The sequence below is a fragment of the Dehalococcoidia bacterium genome, assembly GCA_021295915.1.
In the GTDB taxonomy this organism is placed as follows: Bacteria; Chloroflexota; Dehalococcoidia; order Lucifugimonadales; family UBA1123; genus VXRN01.
Genome location: JAGWBK010000001.1, coordinates 7,363 through 27,589 on the forward strand (window position 1 = coordinate 7,363; position 20,227 = coordinate 27,589).

The 20,227-nt window shown below is 56.8% G+C and carries 18 protein-coding genes and 2 tRNA genes; 4 read left to right on the top strand and 16 right to left on the bottom strand.

Annotated features, from left to right (window positions below; all coding sequences use genetic code 11):
• Window position 1: 1 nt before the first annotated feature.
• Window positions 2-74, bottom strand: a tRNA-Val gene (locus J4G14_00060).
• 67 nt (window positions 75-141) lie between these two features.
• Window positions 142-216 (bottom strand) — tRNA-Met (locus J4G14_00065).
• A 195-nt stretch (window positions 217-411) separates the two neighbouring features.
• Between J4G14_00065 and J4G14_00070 the strand changes: the two genes are divergently transcribed.
• Window positions 412-1,257, top strand: a complete 846-nt coding sequence (locus tag J4G14_00070; GenBank protein ID MCE2456197.1) for an LLM class F420-dependent oxidoreductase — start codon at window positions 412-414, stop codon at window positions 1,255-1,257.
• On the opposite strand, the gene J4G14_00075 is transcribed toward J4G14_00070, so the two are convergent.
• Window positions 1,254-2,291, bottom strand: a complete 1,038-nt coding sequence (locus J4G14_00075) for an LLM class flavin-dependent oxidoreductase (GenBank protein ID MCE2456198.1) — start codon at window positions 2,289-2,291, stop codon at window positions 1,254-1,256. The genes J4G14_00070 and J4G14_00075 overlap by 4 nt on opposite strands.
• 128 nt (window positions 2,292-2,419) lie before the next feature.
• Here J4G14_00075 and J4G14_00080 point away from each other — a divergent pair, with 128 nt between their 5' ends.
• The 3 genes from J4G14_00080 (at window position 2,420) to J4G14_00090 (ending at window position 6,686) form a co-directional block, all read left to right on the top strand.
• A complete protein-coding gene (locus J4G14_00080) occupies window positions 2,420-3,802 on the top strand; it encodes an aspartate aminotransferase family protein (GenBank protein ID MCE2456199.1) in 1,383 nt (460 codons plus the stop codon).
• Window positions 3,795-5,174, top strand: a complete 1,380-nt coding sequence (locus J4G14_00085) for an aspartate aminotransferase family protein (protein ID MCE2456200.1) — start codon at window positions 3,795-3,797, stop codon at window positions 5,172-5,174. The genes J4G14_00080 and J4G14_00085 overlap by 8 nt, the downstream gene beginning before the upstream one ends.
• Window positions 5,175-5,390: 216 nt before the next feature.
• Window positions 5,391-6,686 (top strand): adenylosuccinate synthase, encoded by a 1,296-nt coding sequence (locus J4G14_00090; GenBank protein MCE2456201.1) that lies wholly within the window; start codon window positions 5,391-5,393, stop codon window positions 6,684-6,686.
• Window positions 6,687-6,769: 83 nt separating this feature from the next.
• On the opposite strand, the gene dapA is transcribed toward J4G14_00090, so the two are convergent.
• The 13 genes from dapA to J4G14_00155 all read right to left on the bottom strand — a co-directional run bounded on the left by dapA (window position 6,770) and on the right by J4G14_00155 (window position 20,160).
• On the bottom strand, window positions 6,770-7,669 hold the full coding sequence (gene dapA / locus J4G14_00095) for a 4-hydroxy-tetrahydrodipicolinate synthase (protein ID MCE2456202.1): 900 nt from the start codon (window positions 7,667-7,669) through the stop codon (window positions 6,770-6,772).
• Between the two features lie 30 nt (window positions 7,670-7,699).
• Entirely contained in the window at window positions 7,700-8,719 is a 1,020-nt protein-coding gene (locus J4G14_00100; protein ID MCE2456203.1) for an aspartate-semialdehyde dehydrogenase, read from the bottom strand.
• A gap of 132 nt (window positions 8,720-8,851) precedes the next feature.
• Window positions 8,852-9,646 carry a 4-hydroxy-tetrahydrodipicolinate reductase gene (locus J4G14_00105; protein MCE2456204.1) on the bottom strand — a complete coding sequence of 265 codons (795 nt, stop codon included), beginning with the start codon at window positions 9,644-9,646 and terminating at the stop codon, window positions 8,852-8,854.
• Window positions 9,647-9,722: 76 nt separating this feature from the next.
• A complete protein-coding gene (locus J4G14_00110) occupies window positions 9,723-12,152 on the bottom strand; it encodes a polyribonucleotide nucleotidyltransferase (GenBank protein ID MCE2456205.1) in 2,430 nt (809 codons plus the stop codon).
• Window positions 12,153-12,227: 75 nt separating this feature from the next.
• On the bottom strand, window positions 12,228-12,491 hold the full coding sequence (rpsO, locus tag J4G14_00115; GenBank protein ID MCE2456206.1) for a 30S ribosomal protein S15: 264 nt from the start codon (window positions 12,489-12,491) through the stop codon (window positions 12,228-12,230).
• Between the two features lie 99 nt (window positions 12,492-12,590).
• The gene (locus tag J4G14_00120) at window positions 12,591-13,514 is read right to left on the bottom strand and encodes an alpha/beta hydrolase (GenBank protein MCE2456207.1); all 924 of its coding nucleotides are present in this window, start codon (window positions 13,512-13,514) and stop codon (window positions 12,591-12,593) included.
• Window positions 13,515-13,554: 40 nt separating this feature from the next.
• Window positions 13,555-14,970, bottom strand: coding sequence for an amidase (locus J4G14_00125; GenBank protein MCE2456208.1), 1,416 nt, complete (start codon window positions 14,968-14,970; stop codon window positions 13,555-13,557).
• Window positions 14,967-15,170 carry a hypothetical protein gene (locus J4G14_00130; protein MCE2456209.1) on the bottom strand — a complete coding sequence of 68 codons (204 nt, stop codon included), beginning with the start codon at window positions 15,168-15,170 and terminating at the stop codon, window positions 14,967-14,969. Before J4G14_00130 ends, J4G14_00125 begins: the two co-directional genes overlap by 4 nt.
• 84 nt (window positions 15,171-15,254) lie before the next feature.
• Window positions 15,255-16,610: an MFS transporter gene (locus J4G14_00135; protein ID MCE2456210.1), complete on the bottom strand. Its 1,356-nt coding sequence runs from the start codon at window positions 16,608-16,610 to the stop codon at window positions 15,255-15,257.
• A gap of 32 nt (window positions 16,611-16,642) precedes the next feature.
• Window positions 16,643-16,864, bottom strand: coding sequence for a hypothetical protein (locus J4G14_00140; GenBank protein MCE2456211.1), 222 nt, complete (start codon window positions 16,862-16,864; stop codon window positions 16,643-16,645).
• Window positions 16,865-16,914: 50 nt separating this feature from the next.
• Window positions 16,915-18,759, bottom strand: coding sequence for a glutamine--fructose-6-phosphate transaminase (isomerizing) (gene glmS / locus J4G14_00145; protein ID MCE2456212.1), 1,845 nt, complete (start codon window positions 18,757-18,759; stop codon window positions 16,915-16,917).
• A 55-nt stretch (window positions 18,760-18,814) separates the two neighbouring features.
• Window positions 18,815-19,399 carry a 1-acyl-sn-glycerol-3-phosphate acyltransferase gene (locus tag J4G14_00150; protein ID MCE2456213.1) on the bottom strand — a complete coding sequence of 195 codons (585 nt, stop codon included), beginning with the start codon at window positions 19,397-19,399 and terminating at the stop codon, window positions 18,815-18,817.
• A 95-nt stretch (window positions 19,400-19,494) separates the two neighbouring features.
• Entirely contained in the window at window positions 19,495-20,160 is a 666-nt protein-coding gene (locus J4G14_00155; protein ID MCE2456214.1) for a (d)CMP kinase, read from the bottom strand.
• Between the last annotated feature and the right edge of the window lie 67 nt (window positions 20,161-20,227).

Sequence of the window (20,227 nt, forward strand, 5' to 3'; positions counted from 1 at the left end):
GTGGGCGATCGAGGATTTGAACCTCGGACCTCTCGCGTGTGAGGCGAGCGCTCTAACCACTGAGCTAATCGCCCAGATCAGCTCGGCGTTCAACTGTTAATGACCTGTCTTCCGCTGAAGGCGTCCTCGCCATCAACCGAGTGGTGGCAACGACAGGGTTCGAACCTGTGACCTAGCGCTTATGAAGCGCCCGCTCTACCACTGAGCTACGTTGCCACTCGGGTCACACCCTAGGGCAAGATGATAGAGTATCGCTGAAGAGAGTGTCAAACTAAATGGCACGTTTAGAATGCAGGGTTTATGCCTGAAAGTGACGGTCGGATTTGGCCGTTCTGGATGACTCAATCGGCGGCAGACTGAAAGCCACTCTGGCAATATAATGGGCCTCATCAAACTACGGGAGAAATCATCATGAACATCGGCATTTCAACATTCCCGACGGACTACTCGGTAGACATAGCGATCCTCGCCCGCAGGGCGGAGGAGATGGGCTTTGAGTCGTTGTGGGTGCCGGAACATCCCATCATTCCGGTGACAACTTCCAGCCCGTGGCCTGGCTCACCTGATGGCGTGATACCAAGGGTTTACGCAGACATCGTAGACCCGTTCGTCGCGCTTGCCAGGGCGTCGGCCGTGACGACCAACCTCAAGCTGGGCACTGGAATATGCCTTGTCCCGGAGCGCAACCCGCTTCTGCTGGCGAAGGAGGTCGCGACTCTGGACATGTACTCAGGAGGGCGCTTTCTGTTCGGCATAGGCGCCGGCTGGCTGAAGGAAGAGACGGAGATCATGGGAGGCGACTTTCCGCATAGGTGGACTCAAACACGCGAGGCCGTTCTGGCCATGAAGTCGCTGTGGATCGAGGTCGAGAGTGAGTACCACGGTGATTACTACGACTTCCCGCCCGTCTACTCCTTCCCGCGATCTGTGCAGCGTCCCCATCCACCCGTATTGCTCGGTGGCATGGCCAGAAACGTATTCAGAAGGATTGTGCAGTGGGGAGACGGCTGGATGCCCAACAGGGTCACTCCGGACGACATTAGCGAGGGAAGACAGACGCTGAACGAACTCGCTGCGGAGGCAGGTCGTGACCCTGGATCAATCTCAGTGTCCGTGTTCGGGCAGGCTGCTGATAAATCACTTCTTGGCGAGCTATTCGATGCGGGCGCTGATCGAGTCATGATCCGCGTCGAAACAGCCGATGAGGAGGCGACTAATGCTCAGCTCGATCAGATCGCTGAGGCCGTACTCTCCTAGTCAGCGAACCTGGGCATCACGTGCTGCCCGAACAGCTTGATGGACTTCTGTACCGCCTGTGTGTCCATCTCGCCCACGTTTAGCTTCAGCATCAGGTTGCGGACTCCCAGATCGCGTAATGAAGCAATCTGGTCTGCGACCTGGCCTGGAGTGCCTACGATGCATGCCTTCTCGAAGTCTTCCCCGGCTGGAAGCGGCTTGGTGGGGTCAAGCGGCGGAAAACCCTCCGGGTTGTAGATCTCCCGCGCCTCCCGGAAGTGCTTACGCTCTCTTCGGAAGCCTGGTTCGAAGAGCTCACGGGCCTCTTCGTAGGTCTCGGCAATAAATGCGTTCTTGGAGAACCAGCACTGATCGAGGGCAGACTCAACGTCCGTCTCGTCGAAGCCAGCTTCAGCCATCTCGCGCCCGAAAAGGTCTATTCGGGACCTGATCTCGTCGTCCTCCTGGACGCCGATGAGAACGGGTCGGCCAATTCGCGCCATTTCCCGAGTAGAGCGTTCGCTGATGCACGCTCGGACCAAAGGAGGATGCGGCTGTTGGAAGGGCTTAGGCCTGAGCATAGGGAACGACACGTCCCAATATCGACCCTTGTGACGAATATCCTCGCCAGTCCACGCCTCGACCATGAGCTCTTCAGCCTCTGTCAGCCTTTCTACTCCCTCCTCCATGGATATGCCAAAGCCGAGGTACTCGTAGGTGTTGAACGCAGATCCTCTACCTATACCCACGATGAGCCTGCCGTGGCTGAGGTTGTCCAGCAGGGCAGTTTGCGCGGCAAGACGAACAGGATGGTGGAATGCCATTTCCACGACCGCGAAGCCTATCTTGATGTTGCTGGTCCTGGAGGCGACAGCGGCCCCAAAGACCAAAGGGTCCACATAGGCACAGGCGCCGTCGAAGTGATGCTCAGTAAGCCAGGCTGCCTCGAATCCGAGAGAGTCCTGGAGCTCGATCTCGTCGAGAGTACTGTCAATTATCGAACTATCACTTTCGGGATCGTGACTTACCGGGAATATGAACGAACCGAACCGCATTGGCAACTCCAGGGAACTTTCTTCTGTTTTGGTCAGTATATATCAGCATGCAACCGTGAGTTGCCGTCAGGTATAACCCCATATACACTGGGCCCACTCGGTTCGGCCAATATCAGGGGAGTCTGAACATGACCCAGCAGCTAGACATCGATGAACTGAGAAACAAGTCCACCCGACACCTTTGGATGCACAACCGGGACTGGATAACTATGGCTGAAGAGGGCGAGCCGATGATCGCCGTCGAGGGAGAGGGAGTGCGGATCATCGATGCTGAGGGTCGGAGCTACATTGACGTCAATGGAGGATACAACTCCGTCAACGTTGGGTACGGGCGCCAGGAAATCGCCGACGCCGCCTACGAGCAGATGACGCAACTGTCCTATTTCCCATACGGCACTACGACCGAGCCGACCGCCCTACTAGCCCGGAAGCTTGCCCAGATGACACCCGGTAGTCTCAGCAGGGTCTTTCCAGTGTCTGGAGGTTCAGAGGCCAATGAGACGGCACTCAAGATCGCTCTGGCCTACCACCGGAGAAGGGGAGACTCGAGAAGATACAAGGTCATCAGCCGGATAGGCTCCTACCATGGGACCACAGCGGGTGTACTGTGGCTTGGTGGCACCCAGGAGACGCAGCGCGATGACTTCGAACCAGCGCGACCTGGAATGGTGTACGCGCCGCCACCCTCGGCCTATCACTCGCCCGTTTCGGGCGAGACGGACTCTGAGTGCGCTGTCCGGTGCGCTCAGGCGATCGAGGACCTGATCAAGTTCGAGGGGCCGGAGACCGTAGCAGCGGTGATTGCGGAGCCGGTGGCCATACCGCTCGGAGCAGTTGTGCCGGGTGACGAATACTGGCCAATGCTGAGAGAGATCTGCGACCGTTACGGAGTCCTGCTGATTGCTGACGAGGTCATCAACGGCTTTGGTCGAACTGGCAGAATGTTCGCGGTGGAACATTGGGGTGTCGTCCCGGACATCATGAGCGTCGCCAAAGGGGTCATCAGCTCCTACCTGCCGATGGCTGCGACAATCGCTACTGAAGAAGTCGCCGGCGTATTCGCTGGCGAGGAAGACTACCTGCGGCACGTGCTCACGGCCAGCGGGCATCCGGTATCCGCCGCGGCGTCCTTGAAGAACATAGAGATCATCGAAAGCGAAGGGATGGTCGAGAACTCGGCAGCCGTCGGAGCCTACTGCAAGGAGCAGCTTGAAGCCATGATGGGGGACCATCCGTCGATTGGCGACGTCAGAGGTCTGGGGCTGCTCATGGCGATAGAACTGGTAAAGGATAGGGAAACTAAGGCACCGTTCGATCCGTCCGACCGGGTAGCTGACCGACTCAATGAAAGCTTCAAGAAGAATGGACTCATTCTGAGGGTCGGCGGGCCTATCATTCACGTTGGACCCCCACTCTGCATTACGAAGGAAGAAGTGGATGAGATAGTCCACGCCATAGACCTCAGCCTTTGGGAGCTTGAGGGTGACCTTGGGATGGCTCAGTATGCCTGATAACACGACAACCACAATAAGCAGAGGGCCGGAAGCAAGACAGGCAGCGCTAGACCATCTCTGGATGCACAACCGGAGTTGGGCGACCGACGCAGAGTCGGGACGCCCGCCAATTATCACCAGCGGAAACGGCGTACACGTGACGGATGCCGAGGGCCGCGAGTGGATGGACGTCAATGGCGGGTACATGTGCGTAAACATCGGCTACGGGCGACACGAACTGGCCGACGCCATGCGTGAACAGATGTCCAAGCTGGTGTACTTCCCACAGGGATCAACAACGGAACCGCTGATCGAGCTAGCGTCCAAGTTGTCTGACATAACCCCTGGAAACCTGGACCGTTCATGGCCGGTCACAGGCGGATCAGAAGCGAACGAGACCGCCATCAAGATCGCAAGGGCGTATCATAGACGACGAGGAGAGGCAGGCAGGTACAAGATCATAAGCCGGGTCGGTTCCTATCACGGAGCCCTTGGCGCGACGATGTGGCTCGGTGGAGACGGCGGCAGGGAGGACTACGAGCCCGCATTCCCAGGCATGCTCTACGCTCCCCAGCCAGACTCGTACAACTCGCCGATTCCCGGAGAGACTGACTCCGAGGCCGCAGTGAGGTGCGCGCAGGCCATTGAGGACCTGATCAAGTTCCATGGGCCCTCGAGTGTCGCTGCCGTGATAGCTGAGCCAGTGTCTTCGTCGATGGGTGCCGCGGTACCTGGAGACGAGTACTGGCCACTGCTGAGGCAGATTTGTGATCGTTACGGGGTCATACTCATTGCGGACGAAGTTATTACCGGTTTCGGGCGCACGGGGACCATGTTCGCGATGGAGCACTGGAATGTCACTCCAGACATCATGACCATGGCCAAGGGGATAACGTCCAGCTATGTGCCACTCGCGAACGCGATCGTCACTGACGAAGTTGCCGACGTATTCGCAGGCTCCGACAACATCTTCAAGCAGGCGCTGACCTTTGGCGGCCACCCTGTCACTGCGGCAGTGGCCCTTAAGAACATAGAGATCATGGAGACAGAGGGCCTCGTAGACAACTCTGCCGAGATTGGGGCCCACATTTTAGGCCGTCTGGACGACTTGGCGGCCGAGCACCCAATGATTGGGAACGTAAGAGGGCGCGGGTTGCTGATAGGCGTGGAACTCGTCGCAGACCGCGACACGAAGACCAGGTTCCCCAAGGACGTACAGCTGGGGAATCGTCTCTCAGATGCGTTTGAGGCGGAGAGTCTGATCCTCAGATGCGGAGACGATAGGATCGGCATTGGCCCGTCGCTCTGTATCACTGAAACTGAAGCCGACGAGCTCGTCAATAGGCTAGACAGGGCAATCACCAAGGTTGAACGGGGTCTACCTAGCTAGCACTGGGATAGAGTGGATCGACTATTTGAGGGCGACCTGGTCTCGGGTCGTCCTCAAATATCTTCAATTGGCCTCTTTCGTTTGATATACTGAAGGTTGCGCGCGTCACAAGATAGCGCCATGTAGTGAATCCCCCTCACCGCTTTTTTCGTACTTGGGGATGCGACGCGCCTGAAAACCGAAGATCCAACGTGAGTGAAATAAAGAGGTTATGGGATGCCTGCGTATGCAGTTCTAGGCGCCCAGTGGGGCGATGAGGGAAAGGGCAAGATAGTCGACGTCCTTGCGCGGGACGCCCAGATCGTTGCCCGCTTCGCCGGCGGAAACAATGCCGGTCACACGGTCGTAAACGACCAAGGGAAGTTCAGCTTCCACCTCATCCCATGCGGAGTCTTCTGGCCGGATGCCCTGAACGTAATTGGGAACGGTGTCGTAGTAGACCCGGACGTGCTTCTCGAAGAGATCGATGACCTGAAGTCGAGGGGAATCGACATCAGTCACCGAATCGTCGTGAGCGAGCGAGCTCACCTCATAATGCCGTACCACGTAATTCTGGACGAGCTTGCCGAGATAGCAAGGGGAAGTTCCCGGATAGGAACAACTGGCAAGGGTATTGGCCCCGCGTACGCCGACAAGGCAGCTCGCACAGGTGTGCGTGCAGCGGACCTTCTCGATATTGAGGCGCTTATCCCCAGGCTCGAAGGCATTCTTAACTACACCAACGCGGTCATTACCAAGGTGTACGGTGGGGACGCCCTATCGTTCGAGGAAGTCTACGACAAGTGTCGTGACTGGAGTGTGAGACTTGCCCAGTACATCGGACCTGCTGAAAAGATAATCAACCAGGCGCTGGCGGCGGGTGAGAATGTACTCCTGGAAGGTGCGCAGGGAGTCCTTCTGGACCTCGACCACGGTACATACCCGTTTGTCACTTCCTCGAATCCTACAATCGGTGGAGCATCTGTCGGCCTCGGCGTGAGTCCTACACACATCGAAGGCATTACCGGCGTCTTCAAGGCATACACTACACGTGTCGGCACCGGACCCTTGCCTACGGAGCTAAATGACAATACCGGTGAGACTATCAGAGAACTGGCGCAGGAGTTCGGAACTACTACAGGCAGGCCCAGGAGGGTAGGCTGGTTCGACGCAGTCGCAGCCAAGTACAGCTCCCTGATCAACGGGTACACGTCTGCGGTACTTACTCGCCTGGATGTTCTCGATGGATTCGAGGCGGTCAGGATATGCACCCAGTACGTCAACGAAGATGGCGAGGTGACAGACGACTTCCCAGGGGGAGTCGCAGCACTCGAAAAGGCCCGTCCAATTTTTGAAGAGATGCCAGGCTGGGACCGTCCTACAGCGAGCGTGCGTCGATACGAGGACCTTCCCAAGGAGGCCCGGGACTACGTCGAGCGCATCCAGGAGTTAATTGGCTGCCCGATCGACGTAATCTCTACAGGGCCACATCGTGATGAGACTGTGATGGTCAGGCAGATGATGCACGTCTAGGCAGACGGGACAGTACAACAAGCAAAAGAGGGCGGGACCAGATCGGTCCCGCCCTCTTGGTTTCTGACGCGCGGTAGTTTCAGTTAGGAACCGTTCACCGGCAGGTCGATATCGTACTGGTCCATCAGCGGGTCGAACTTGCTGGTGAAGGCGTCATCTGCCTCCCACAGGGGCAGTCTGGGCTGGCCAATATCAAAGCCCGCTCGGTTGACCGCGTACTTTATCGGGATAGGGTTGGTGACCCAGAAGATCGCCTTGAACAGAGGCAGGAGCCGCCTGTGCTCCGCGGCGGCAGCTTCAATGTCGCCTTCCAGAATCCGTCCCATCATCTCCTTGATCTGGAGACCGACAATGTGGGCAGCCACGCTTACTATCCCGTAGCCGCCTGTACACATAATTGAGAATGTCTCATCGTCGTTACCGGACCAGACACGGAATCCGTCAGGTGCACCGTCTATGATCTGGGTAATCTGGACCGGGTCGCTTGAGGCCTCTTTCACGCCGACGATGTTCTCAATCTCGGCAAGTCTCAGCGTGGTGGCATGGTCCATGTTCAAGGAAGTTCGTGATGGTACGTTATACAGGATACCGGGTAGGGAAGTGGCTTCGGCGATAGCCTTGAAGTGCTGGTACAGGCCCTCCATGGTGGGCTTGTTGTAGGCTGGAACTGTCAGGAGAAGACCGTCAGCTCCAACCTTCTCGGCCTCGACGGACAGCTCAACTGACTTGCGGTGGTTGTTGTCCGTGGTACCCGCAATTACTGCGGCCTCGTCTCCGACCTCTTCCTTCACCTCGGCGAAGAGGCGAATTTTTTCGTCGTCGCTCATTGACGGCGATTCGCCGGTAGTGCCACCGATCACCAAGCCATCTGACCCAGAGTCCAGAAGTGCGCGGGCCAACTTGCGGGCCTTTGCATAGTCAATCTCTCCCTCTTCGTCGAAGGGAGTAACCATTGCTGTCAGCAGTCGTCCGATCTCAGCCATTTCCTACCTCCAGGACCTGCAAGTCCCACGTTACCTCAGCAGTAGGTCCCGAGCCATCATCTCCTCGGCAATTTGGATAGAGTTGAGGGCCGCGCCCTTTCTGAGGTTGTCGCACGATAGCCACATAGCTATGCCGTTGTCGAGGGCAAGGTCGGAGCGTATGCGTCCGACGAAGACATCGTCCTCGCCCTCAGCTTCGATGGGCATAGGATACACGTTCGCCTGAGGATCGTCCACCAATCGCAAACCGGGCGCACTCTGTAGGATCTCGCGCACCTCCCCAGGACTGATTGGGTCTTCGAATTCGATATTGACGGCCTCACTATGGCTGACCACAACGGGTACGCGCACACACGTTGCCGAGACCTTGATCTCAGGGGCATGCAGAATCTTGCGAGTCTCGTTCTGCATCTTCATTTCTTCGTTCGTGTAGCCGTTGTCCCAGAATGGCTCCACATGGGGCAGCACGTTGAACGCTATCGGATGGGGGTACACTTCCGCTGTTACTTCGTCACCGCCGACAGCTGCCCTAGACTGCACTCTGAGCTCCTCTGCAGCAGCAGCTCCGGTCCCGGTTACGGACTGGTAGGTCGACGCGACGACGCGCTTGACGGCGTTGTTCTCGTGGAGCGGCTTGAGTGCCATTACCAACGGTGTGGTCGTGCAATTAGGAATTGCAACGATGCCGCGATGAGAGTCCAGATCGCTCCCATTTACTTCCGGCACAACCAGCGGCACTTCAGGATCCATCCTGAATGCCGAGCTATCGTCGATGGCGACAGCACCGTTCTCTGCAGCCAGTGGAGCCAACTCCCTGCTCACTGCAGTGGATGCAGCAACGAATGCGAAATCGACCTCGCTCAGCAACTCGGGGGTCGCAAGCTCGACCTCGATCTCCTCGCCTCGCACCTTGAGCCTCTTGCCGACCGACCTCTCAGAAGCGCAGAGACGAATCGTCCCAGCTGGAAAGTTGCGCTCCTCGATGATCCTTAGAAAGACCTCACCGACAGCCCCGGTAGCGCCAACAATGGCAATGTTGCACTCGTTCAATTCTCACACCTCATGGGAACGTTTCTCGAAAATGGTAGCAATTCTACGAGGGGAAACGACAGGCTCTGCCACCTGCCATTGAGGCCATCACTCGTTCCTGTCATTCAGGTGTCCTGCAGGTTCCAGAAGAACCTAGGCGAGTCCCATAAGGTTTTCGAGACCTACTGTTAAGCCCTTGCGGTTGACCACTGCACGTATCGCCATAGTGACACCGGGCATGAAACTCTCCCGGCTGATGGAATCGTGCCTGATAGTGAGCGTCTGACCGAGTCCGCCAAACACAAGCTCGTGGTGGGCGACGCGACCCGGCATTCGGGCGCTGTGCACACTAATGCCTTCGAAGTCGCCTCCTCGGGGTCCTTCGATCAGCTCCTTTTCGGCGCGGACGTTAGTGAAGCCTCCGGACTTACCTTCAACAGCGGCTCGAGCAATTGCGAGGGCAGTGCCTGAAGGTGCGTCGATCTTGGCTTCGTGGTGTGTTTCAGTCAGATCGGCGTAGTCGAAGAATCGTCCAGCCTCTTTGGCGAGGTGAATCATGAGGACGGCGCCCATCGCGAAGTTTGGCGCAATGATGATACCGACACCGTGTTCGTTGGCGAGGCCATCGGCTTCCTGGTAGTTGTCCTCGCTCAGACCGGTGCTACCAACTACGACGTTCACACTGTGAGCAGTGGCAGCCCTCATTGCAGACATCGCCCCATCAGCAGTAGAGAAGTCGACTACAACATCGGCACCTGAAACTACTTGGGCGAGATCGTTCGAAATCGGAACCTGAGCGGACCCGTCGGGGAGAGAAATACTTCCAGGGTCTGCTACCTGGTCCGCTGCGCCAATCGGGGTCATGTCCTCTGCATTTGCGACCGCGTTTAGTACTTCCTGTCCCATCTTGCCGAGTGCGCCATGTACGACGACGTTTATGGTTGACATTCGACTCCTCCCTTGCATCCAGATACAGAAAGGACGGCCCACAGCGGGGCCGTCCATATTGACTCAGTAACTTAGGCTAGAAGCGGTCCCTGCGTGGCCTGCCTTCCCCTCTGTTACGATCACTATCGCGATCTCGGTCACGATCTCGGCCACCACCATATCCGCCACGGGACTGCGACCGGTAGCCTGACCTTCTTCCGTCATCGCGGTCTCTGTCGCGGTCACGGTCTCTGCCGCCGCCGCGAGGTCTGCCTCCATCGAAGTCTCTGTCCCTGTTTCGGGGACCTCGACCGGGGCCATTTCTCCTTGGGCCTCTATCACCTCTGTCGCCTCTATCACCACCGAATCCGCCGCCGCCGCGTCTCTGTCCGCCTCCACGTCCAGCCCGCTGTCTCTTCAGCGCGGCCTCAACTGGGTCCTCACCATCCTCGTCGGCATCGCTCAACAGAGCGCGTCGTGAGAGTCTGACTCGTCCAGTCTGATCTACATCAGTTACCAGCACGGTAACCTCGTCGCCCACTGTCACTTCGTCCTCGACCGTGGGAACCCGGTAGTTGGCGAGCTCGCTGATATGGACCATCCCGTCCTTGCCAGGCAGCAACTCTATGAATGCGCCGAAGTCCGTAGTCCGGACCACCTTGCCGGTGTATATCTCACCGATCTCGATTTCCTTGGTCAGGTCGCGGATCATCTGCTTCGCGCGTTCAGCAGCGTTTCCATCACTGGAGCCAATGATGATTGTTCCGTCGTCCTGGATGTCAACAGATGCTCCAGTTTCGTCCACGATTCCTCGAATGATCTTGCCGCCGGGTCCGATAACAGCGCCGATCTTGTCAACCGCTATCTGGATCGACTCCATCCTTGGCGCGTATTCGCTCATTTCGCTGCGGTACTCGGGAAGCGTGCTTTCGATCTGGTCTAGGATCTCGCCTCGGGCCTCCTTTGCCTGGTGGAGGGCGTCGTAGATCACATCGTAACTGATGCTCTTGACCTTCATGTCAAGCTGGATGGCCGTGATCCCGTTCTCGGTGCCAGCGACCTTGAAGTCCATGTCGCCCATGTGGTCTTCTTTGCCCTGGATGTCGGTGAGCGTGACGTACTGTCCGCCCTCTCCGGTTACCAGGCCAATGGAGATGCCGGCCACAGGAGTTTTGATGGGTACACCAGCGTCCATCAGGGCGAGTGTGCATGCACAAACAGTTGCCATAGAGGTGGAACCGTTGGAGCTAAGGCATTCGCCAACTAACCTGATGGTGTAGGGGAACTCCTCTTCGGACGGAAGTACAGCGGACATTGCCCGCTCAGCGAGAGCGCCGTGTCCGATCTCACGCCGACCTGTGGAGCGCATCGGCCTCGCCTCACCCGTCGAGAACGGCGGGAAGTTGTAGTGAAGCATAAATCGCTTCTCGTCTTCGGGACTCATGTTGTCAATCTTCTGAGCGTCTCCAACCGAGCCCAGTGTGCATACCCCGAGTACCTGGGTTTCACCCCTCGTGAATAGGCCGGTACCGTGAGTCCTTGGGAACAGACCGACTTCGCTCGACAGCGGCCGAATCTCTTTCAGGCCGCGACCGTCCGGACGTTCGCCAGTTTCCAGTACCCGGCGCTTGAAAGCAGCCTCGAAGGCCTCGTCAAAGGCGGTGGCGACCATCGACTGGTCATGCTCCTCGCCGTGCTTTTCAAAGACTGCAGCCTTGATCTCTGCCACTCGCGAGTCAGTTTCCTCACCGTCCAGTTTCAACGCTTCGGCCAGGTCGTTAGCAATCTCGTCGCCTACGGCCTGCGTAAGGTCATGGTCATACGAGCGGGGCACGTATTCCAGAGGGGGCTTCCCATAGGCCTTTGCGAGTTCTTCCTGAAGCTCAATTATCTCCAGGTTGACTTCCTGGGCGCGCTCGATGGCCTCGAGAACTAAATCCTCCGTGACCTCGTTGGCGCCGGCCTCCATCATAATTACGCCTGAGCGGGAACCAGCGACCATAAGGTCGAGTTGGCTCTCCTCAATCTGCTCGTATGACGGGTTGACGACGAATTCTCCATCGATATAGCCCATTCGAGTTGCTGAAATAGGCCCCTCAAATGGAATGTCCGAAATGGTGAGTGCCGTCGACGCGCCGATTATGGCGATCATGTCGTAGGGATTTGTTGTATCCGACGACAGCGGAGTAGCGATTATCTGGACCTCGTTGCGAAAGTCCTTGGGGAACAGTGGTCGGATTGGGCGATCAGTAAGTCTAGCGATCAGGATCGAATGGGTGGAGGGCCTCCCCTCGCGCTTGAAGAAGCTTCCAGGAATCTTCCCACGAGCGTAGAGTCGCTCTTCGACATCTACGGTCAACGGGAAGAAGTCTATGCCTTCTCTCGGATTTGCGGTCGTTGCTGTAACCAACAGCACATTGTCGTGGTACTTGACGAGTACTGAGCCGTTGGCTTTCTGGGCCAGCTTCCCGCACTCAAATGATAGAACTCCATCACCTAGTTTGAGATCAAAAAGGGTCGTCGTCATTTGGCGTAGCGCCTCCTAAAAGGGAAAAGCCCAAGGAAGAAGAAAAGCACCCTTCGCAGGGTGCTGTGAGGGGTATTAGCCTCTGAGGCCAAGCCTCGAAATAAGCGATCTATAGCGCGAAACGTCCTCGCGATTGAGGTATCGGAGTAGTCTACGCCGCCGGCCCACCATCTTGAGGAGCCCACGCCTGGTGGACTCGTCGTGTTTGTTCTCTCTCAGGTGTTCAGTAAGTCTGTTTATGCGGGCCGTTAACACCGCCACCTGTATATCGGTAGAGCCGGTGTCATCGTCGTTCGTTCTGTATTCAGCGACTATTGCCTGCTTTTCAGCCGCGTCCAATCCCGTCTCCTGGGTCCCTGTTTCTCTATTTCTTCTCTCTCTTCTTCGCGAGAGATTCTAGCACGCGGCGAAACTTGGCAGCAAATGTTCTACTGTCCGCTATCCATCGATCTCGCTGATGAACTCGGTAACGGCCCTTTCAAACCCTGAAGGGTTGTCGCCCATTACCAGGTGTCCTGCGTTCTCGACCGTTGCCATTCTGCCGTTGGGTATTCGCTTGTGCATTCCGTCGGCGGTGTCCAGCGCGATGATATCGCTCTGAGAGCCCCGCACAACAAGGGTAGGGCAGGCAAGACTCTCCATATAGCCCCAGAGCCGCTCCGTCATCTGCGGGTCGTGCTGGAAACGTCGACCGCCCGGCTGCCTGAATCGCTTGTCGTACTTCCAGGTCCACTTGCCGTTCGGGAGCTCCTTCAGGTTGTGGCGTATTGAGCCTCTAACCTGGACGGGGTCTCGGAGCGGATTGTAATTCAGCACTCGCTGGACGAAGTCTTCGATGGAGTCGAGCTCGTCATCCTGCTGCACAAAGTTACGAATCTTCTGGGAACCAGTCTGCATGTTTTGCGGGCCAGCGTCCACTACTACCAGAGCTCTAACCTCTCCTGGATGCGTCGCGGCGTAGGTGAACGAGTTTCGGCCACCCATAGATAGTCCCATTAGAACAAAGTCGCGCAGTCCAATTGCCGAAACAACGCCCGCTATGTCTGCCTGTTGTATCTCCGGGGAGTAGTCGCCAGACTCTGACCAGTCGCTGTCGCCGTGTCCGCGTTGGTCAAGCGCTACAACATGGTATCGATCGCAGAAGGCGAGCGCGACGAAGTCCCAGGAGTGGCAGGTCTGGGCAAAGCCGTGAAGCAAAAGCATGTCGGGCGCATCTGGATTACCCCAATCGAGATAGTGGAATCTCATACCGTTGGCTTCGACATATCGATCTTCTGGGACTGCCTCTCTCTCGAATGTCACACCCTGGGCGCGGGCTGCGTCGTGTAGCGACAGACCCTGACTTTGTGGAGTCGTTGTCACGTCCGTTTCCTCCGTCTTTTCGATTGTGTCAGTCTTGTGCTTATTGGATTGGTGGCCGTCGAGTGTGCCATTCTGTAGCCGATTCATAGGTGTGGGCCGCTCGAAGTACTACCGAGTCCTCCCACATTCTGCCGGCGAGCTGCATCCCGATGGGAATACCATCAGACGTGAATCCGCATGGCACCGAGACCGTCGGCTGTCCTGTCAAGTTGAATGCCCGGGTCAGCCTGGACATCAGAGACAGCGCGTTCTCCTGCCTTCCATTTACCTCGACGAATTCCTGATCGATGCCTGGCGCTCCGATAGCCGCTGTCGGAGCCATCAGCAGGTCGTAGGTTTCCATTGCGTCGGCGAGCTGTTCATTGTACGCAGCCCGTGCACGCTGGGCCTTGATGTAGTCGACTGCGGGAGTCATTGCACCGAGATAGAGACGTGCGCGCACGTCAGCACCAATGTCATCGGGGCAATCTCGAATGTGCGGGAACAGGGTCTCAGCCGCCTCCGTAACGAGTATCGCGCTAGAGATACCAAGACAGTGATTCAGCGCAGGGATCGAACAGCTCTCGACGACTGCACCCAACTCCGCCAGCACGCCTGCAGCCTGGCAAATTGCAGCAGACACTTCACTGTCAATAACGTCGTAGAAGAAGTCCTCAGGAATGCCTATCTTAAGGCCCGATATGCCATCACTTATCCCGTGCGTGAAGTCCATCGTCTTCGTTTGGGCAGAGGAGGGGTCCCGAGAATCATGGCCAGCGAGCGCGTTCATGACTATGGCCGCGTCATGGGCAGACCTGGTCATCGGTCCAACGGTGTCTAGGCTCCATGACAAAGGGTGAACGCCGTGCCTGGAGATACGACCGAACGTGGGCTTCATACCAACGATGCCACAGAGACCGGCAGGAATTCTTATGGAACCTCCGGTGTCGCTGCCCAGCGCAGCCATGCACTGTCCGGAAGAGACTGCTGAACCTGATCCACCACTTGAACCTCCCGTGATCCTCGTCACGTCCCATGGGTTGTGGGCAGGGCCGTCATGAGGGTTCACGCTCGTAGCACCCAGAGCAAATTCGTGCATCTGTAATTTGCCGAGGAGCACGGCGCCAGCCTCGTCAAACTTCTCAACAACCGCAGCGTCATACTCGGGCACGAAGTCCCTGAGAATCTTGGAGCCGATGGTCGTACGGATGTATCGGGTGTAGTAGAGGTCTTTCAGCCCAATTGGGATTCCGTGGAGTGGCCCACGGTATGTGCCGGAAGCAATCTCAATCTCGGCGGATTTCGCCTGTTCGAGGGCACGCTCAGCAAGGAGCGTGATGAAGGAGTTCAGTTGGGAATCCGTAGCCCCGATGCGGTCCAGGTGTGCCTGGGTAAGTTCGACCGGTGAGAGGCTGCCCGATTCTATGAGGCGAGCTGTCTCGCTAATCGTCCGATAGCACAGTTCGTCTCCGCTCATGTGATGTCCTTGGCAGCCTTAAAGGTGACTGCAGGCTCGTGGCCACCGGGGCAGATTTCGTCTGACCTGTCCAGGTCTTCAAGTCCTGACTTCAGACGCTCCAGAAGCGCGCTAGTGTCAACGACAGACAGGTCCAGCCCCAGCACACTGGCTTGCATCTCAAGGAAGTGGTCGGGCAATGTTCTGGAAGATGTCGACATGATTCTGGGTCTCCGGCCCGGTAGACGTAATTGCTCAGCCGAGGCCGCAATACTTACTACACTGAACGACTGTGTGTGTCAACTTCAGGATGCTGAACGAACTCGTTGGGGGTCAGATCCGTTCGACTGGATCTCCTGCTCGCTCTGCATGAGGATCGAACCTATGTTACGCACCTGGCGATTGATTAAAGCTGGACCGAGCGCGAACGCCGCGACCAGCCCTCCTCCGATCGCAATTGCGACAGGAACGCCGACGAAAGAGGCCAAGGCTCCAGCCTGCATTCCTCCGAGCGGCATGATGCTCCACGTCATCCCGTAGAAGCCCATCACACGACCGCGCATCCTGTCAGGTACCAGGAGTTGCAGAGAGCTCATGATCGAGATCATGTAAGTCGAACTCGAAGTGCCCATGATGAACATAAGGACCATCGCCAGAGGCAGAGAACCTACGAACCTTGATGTTAAAGCAAAAGCAATTATCGAGATCCCGAAGGCGAGTCCGCCACCGATTATCAGCAGCCCTTTCCTCTGGAAGTTAGCCGATGAGCTAAGAAGCAGGGTTACACCGAGGGCGCCCACACCGCCCACTGTCATGAGGAGACCCTGCCCATCGGCGCCAACTTTCAAGACGTCGACCGCAAACGCCGGCATCATGGTGATATATGCCATTCCGAAGAAGCTGTTAAAGAAAGTCATCGCAATCAGGAATGAGAAAATCGAACTTCCCGATATAAACCTGAGGCCTTCCCACAGTGCACCAAAAGCGCTTCCCGTGGACCCGATGTCGATCCTCGGTATTCGTAGTGTCAGAATGACGATTGCCATAATGACAAATCCCGCGCCAGCAACAAAGATCGCAGTCGCGGTTCCGATCAGGCCGATGATGATTCCTGCGATCATAGGGGCGACGATGCGCGTTCCCTGCCAGATCGCTGAGTTCAGGGCGACCGCACTCATAATGACGCGTCGATCAATCAGGTGGGGATAGAGTGCCTGACGCGCGGGCTGATCGAAGGCGTTGACCGCGCCGGCTGCGAATGCAAGAGCGATGATATGCCAGACTCTGACCACCTCGAACAGGGTCAGAAATGCAAGTGTGAATATGAGAGTGGCAGTGAGGATCTGCGTGTAGAAGATGAGCTTGCGCTTGTCCAGCCTGTCAGCAAACACGCCCCCGAACAGGTTCAGGGCGATCGAAGGCACCGCGCTGGCTACTGCAACGTAACCCAGATACAACGGCGACCCGGTCAACTCATAGGTAAGCCATCCCTGGGAGAACATGAGCATCTGGAACCCACATACCGATGCAAGCGTACCGAACCAGTACGAGCGATACTGCGGGTATTTCAGCGCCGGAGGTATTGAGAGCAGCCTTCTCCAGAGAGATATTGCCTCACCGTCGATCTCAGACGACTCCTGTGTGCTGACCCTATTGCTCACACCACACCCATCTCATCACCGCAACCTTGGACTCAGTCGAGGAGCGGAATCCTGCCCCAGGTCACTCCGTCGGGGTCTTCAGACAACTCCTTATCGCGGATCAACTCACGAATGGCGAGAAGAGTAGCGTTGACCTCATTGGTCACGTAGACCCAGTCCGGTTCCTCAGGGAACCAATATGGTGACGTGATCCGAACTACCTTACCCTCAGAGGCATTCAGGTAGATGCCGAATTTCTCTACGTGTTGCAGCACCTCAAGCTCCTTTGCCGCGCAACGGTAGCACAAGCCAACGTCACCGGCAATTACTCTACTGTAACTGTCTTTGCAAGGTTCCTAGGCTGGTCAATGTCGCAGCCTCTACGAACTCCTATGTGATACGCAATCAGTTGCATGGCGATGGACACCGGGAACGGATTGATGATTTCCGACACGTTAGGGATAGCTATCACGTCGTCCGCCAGCGCTGAGGTTTCTGTGTCGCCCTCCGACACTACAGCGATGATGTTTCCGCCGCGCGCCCTCACCTCGCTGATGTTGGACTGCATCTTGTCCCGCAAGGAATCAGAAGGGGCGATGGCAACCACGGGCATATCTTCATCGATCAGGGAAATAGGCCCGTGTTTCATCTCGCCCGCCGGATACCCTTCGGCGTGAATGTAACTGATCTCTTTCAGCTTTAGCGCACCTTCCATTGCCATTGGAAATCCGAAACCCCTTCCCAGGAAGAGGAAGTCCGACTGACGGCCATACTTACGGGCGATTTCCTTATAGACAGATTCATTGGTCAGCATTGCGCCAAGCATGTCCGGTAGGCGGGTGATCTCAGTCACGAGCGCCTCTCTCCGACCTTGTCCAATCTGACCTCTGCGGGTAGCGACGTCCAGCGCCAGCAGAAGTAGGGAGATGAGGGACGAAATAAACGTCTTGGACGCCGCCACTCCAGTCTCGAGTCCGGCACGAAGAAGCAGGGAGTGTTCAGCGATTCGAGTGGTCTGTGTGCCTGGATAGTTGCAGAGAGTGACCTGTGGGGCTCCGAGATCTCTCGCCAACTCCATGGCGGCCAAGGTGTCGACGGTCTCGCCTGACTGGCAGACTGAGACGACCAGCGTTCGCGAGTCCATTATGGGAGATCTATACCTGAACTCAGAGGAATTGTCATACTCAGATGGAATCCTCGCCAGTGACTCCATCCAGTGTCTTCCAATCATGGCAGCATGCAAGCTGGTGCCCATCCCCAGGAACACTACACGATCAATGGAGCCTATCAGTTCATCACTTAGACCGAGTTCGGCCAGGTCTACAGATTGGTCTTCGAATGAAACACGACCCCGCAGACCATTAACGATGGCTTCGGGCTGCTCGTGAATCTCCTTGTGCATAAAGTGGCTGAATGCGCCTTTAGCGGAAGACAGGGGATCATAGGGAATGCTAGTCGGAAGCTTGGTAATGGAGGTGCCGTCGACGCACCTGAAAGCCATCCCATCGGGGTTCAGGACAGCAATCTCCCCCGCGTTCAGGTAGTACACACTTCGGGTATGAGGGAGTAGGGCCGGAAGATCTGACGATAGGAAGACCCCCTCATCATTCTTGCCAACGACTATACCTCCGGCGTTGCCGAGTCTCAGGCCAACGATCTTGTCCGGGTCCCTCGTAGAGAAGGCTACAACTGCGCTGGCTCCCCTGATCTGTTGAGCCGCATCAGTAACGGCTTCTTCGAGGGAGAGTCCTTTCTCAATGCCGTCCTCGATCAAGTGGGGTATGCACTCTGAGTCGGTCTGGGACTCGAACACGTGACCGCCGCCTGCCAACTCTCGCTTGAGTTCCTGGTAGTTCTCGACGATCCCGTTGTGAACGACGACCACGTCGCCCTTGCAGTCACTATGTGGGTGGGCGTTTGTGTCCGAAGGAGCACCGTGAGTCGCCCATCTGGTGTGACCTATCCCGAGTCTTCCCTCAGGCATGTCACCATTTAGCGCAGTTTGCAGGTTGGAGAGCTTCCCCACACGCTTGCGAACGGATATGTTTCCGTCCGGTCCAACGACGGCGATTCCAGCGCTATCGTAGCCACGGTATTCCAGGGTACCCAATCCCTGAATCAAGAGCTCGGCCGCCTGGTGCCGGCCCGCATAGCCGATTATTCCGCACATAGATCAGCAGTCCAGGTTCTAGTGCTGGGCAGTGGTGCGTTCACATCAGTGCGAGTCAATGCGATGTCACCGCGGGACCACTTTTCTGTACCTGAGATCTCGAGTAGAATCCATGGTACGACTCGGGAAGCAGGTCGCAGACGCGGTGCATCATGTCAGTGGTCATGGAGCGCAGCAGTTCCCGGCTGGGACGACCTTCTATGTTGGGAAGTGAGAATGGCTGCCCGATGTTTACACGGATCTTGCCCGTAGGGTTGACGACTCTTAAGAAAGGCTGCATTCGCTCCGTGCCTGTAATCCCAACGGGAAGCACTGGGGCACCGGACTTCAGGATAAGAGAGACGGCGCCAGCCTTGGCTTCGTTGAGGCTTGCAGTCCGGCTGCGTGTTCCCTCCGGGAAGATTACAAGCGCTGCATCCTGCTGGAGCTGTCTCAGGGCCCACCGAAACGCCTTGGCATCTACTCCGACCCGGTCTATGGGAAACGCGCCATAGCTGCGCAAGTACCATCGGCCGACTGGGCCTACGGCTCTGAACAAATTGTCCTTGGCCAGGTAATTCAGACGTCTGGGGACACTGGCCCCGAGGAAAGATGGATCCAGGTTGCTCAGATGGTTTGCGATTACAATCAGCGGTCCCATTGGAGGAACATTCTCAGCGCCAGTGACTTTGTAGTCTGAGAACGTCCTCAGAGTACATCTCTGCAGGAAATTGCTGACGTAGTAAACGGCTTCCACTATCGTCGCTCGACCAATCTAACGATCTGCTCGACCACCTCGTCTAATGATAGACAATCGGTTTCCAGAATGAAAGCGTCGACGGCCGCGCTGAGGGGCGCCTCGACCCGTTCCGAGTCTATCCTGTCCCTTCTCACCGTGTCGGCCACTACCTGGTTAAAATCAACATCTGCACCAGAAGCTTGCATTTCTGCGTGTCTTCTAGTGGCCCGTGTTTGAACAGAAGCATCTAGATAAACCTTGGTGCGGGCATCTGTCAGCACAACAGTGCCTATGTCACGCCCCACCATTACAATAGGCCCGCTTTCAGCGATGAGTCTCTGGTGGGGAGTCAGCGCGCTCCTGACCCCCTTAACAGCAGAGACTGCCGAAACGTTGCGATCAATGTCTGTCGTCCTGAGATGATCGGTTACATCGACTTCATCGACAATCAGGCGGCCACCCATGTCGTCAGAAGACAACGTAACAGTCATAGATTCGGTCATCTTTGTGAGGCTGTGCTCGTCGTTCATATCAAGACCTGAATGGACAGCCTTCCACGTTGCGGCACGGTACATCAGTCCGGTGTCCAGAAAGGCATAGCCCAGTCGCTCTGCTACACGGGCACCAACTGATGTCTTGCCGGAGGCGACCGGCCCATCGATCGCGACTGCTTCGATCACCAAGTCCTATTGAGTCCCCTGATGCCCATTACCTGCCTGATTATATGTTCAGGAGTGGTCGCGGGCAAAC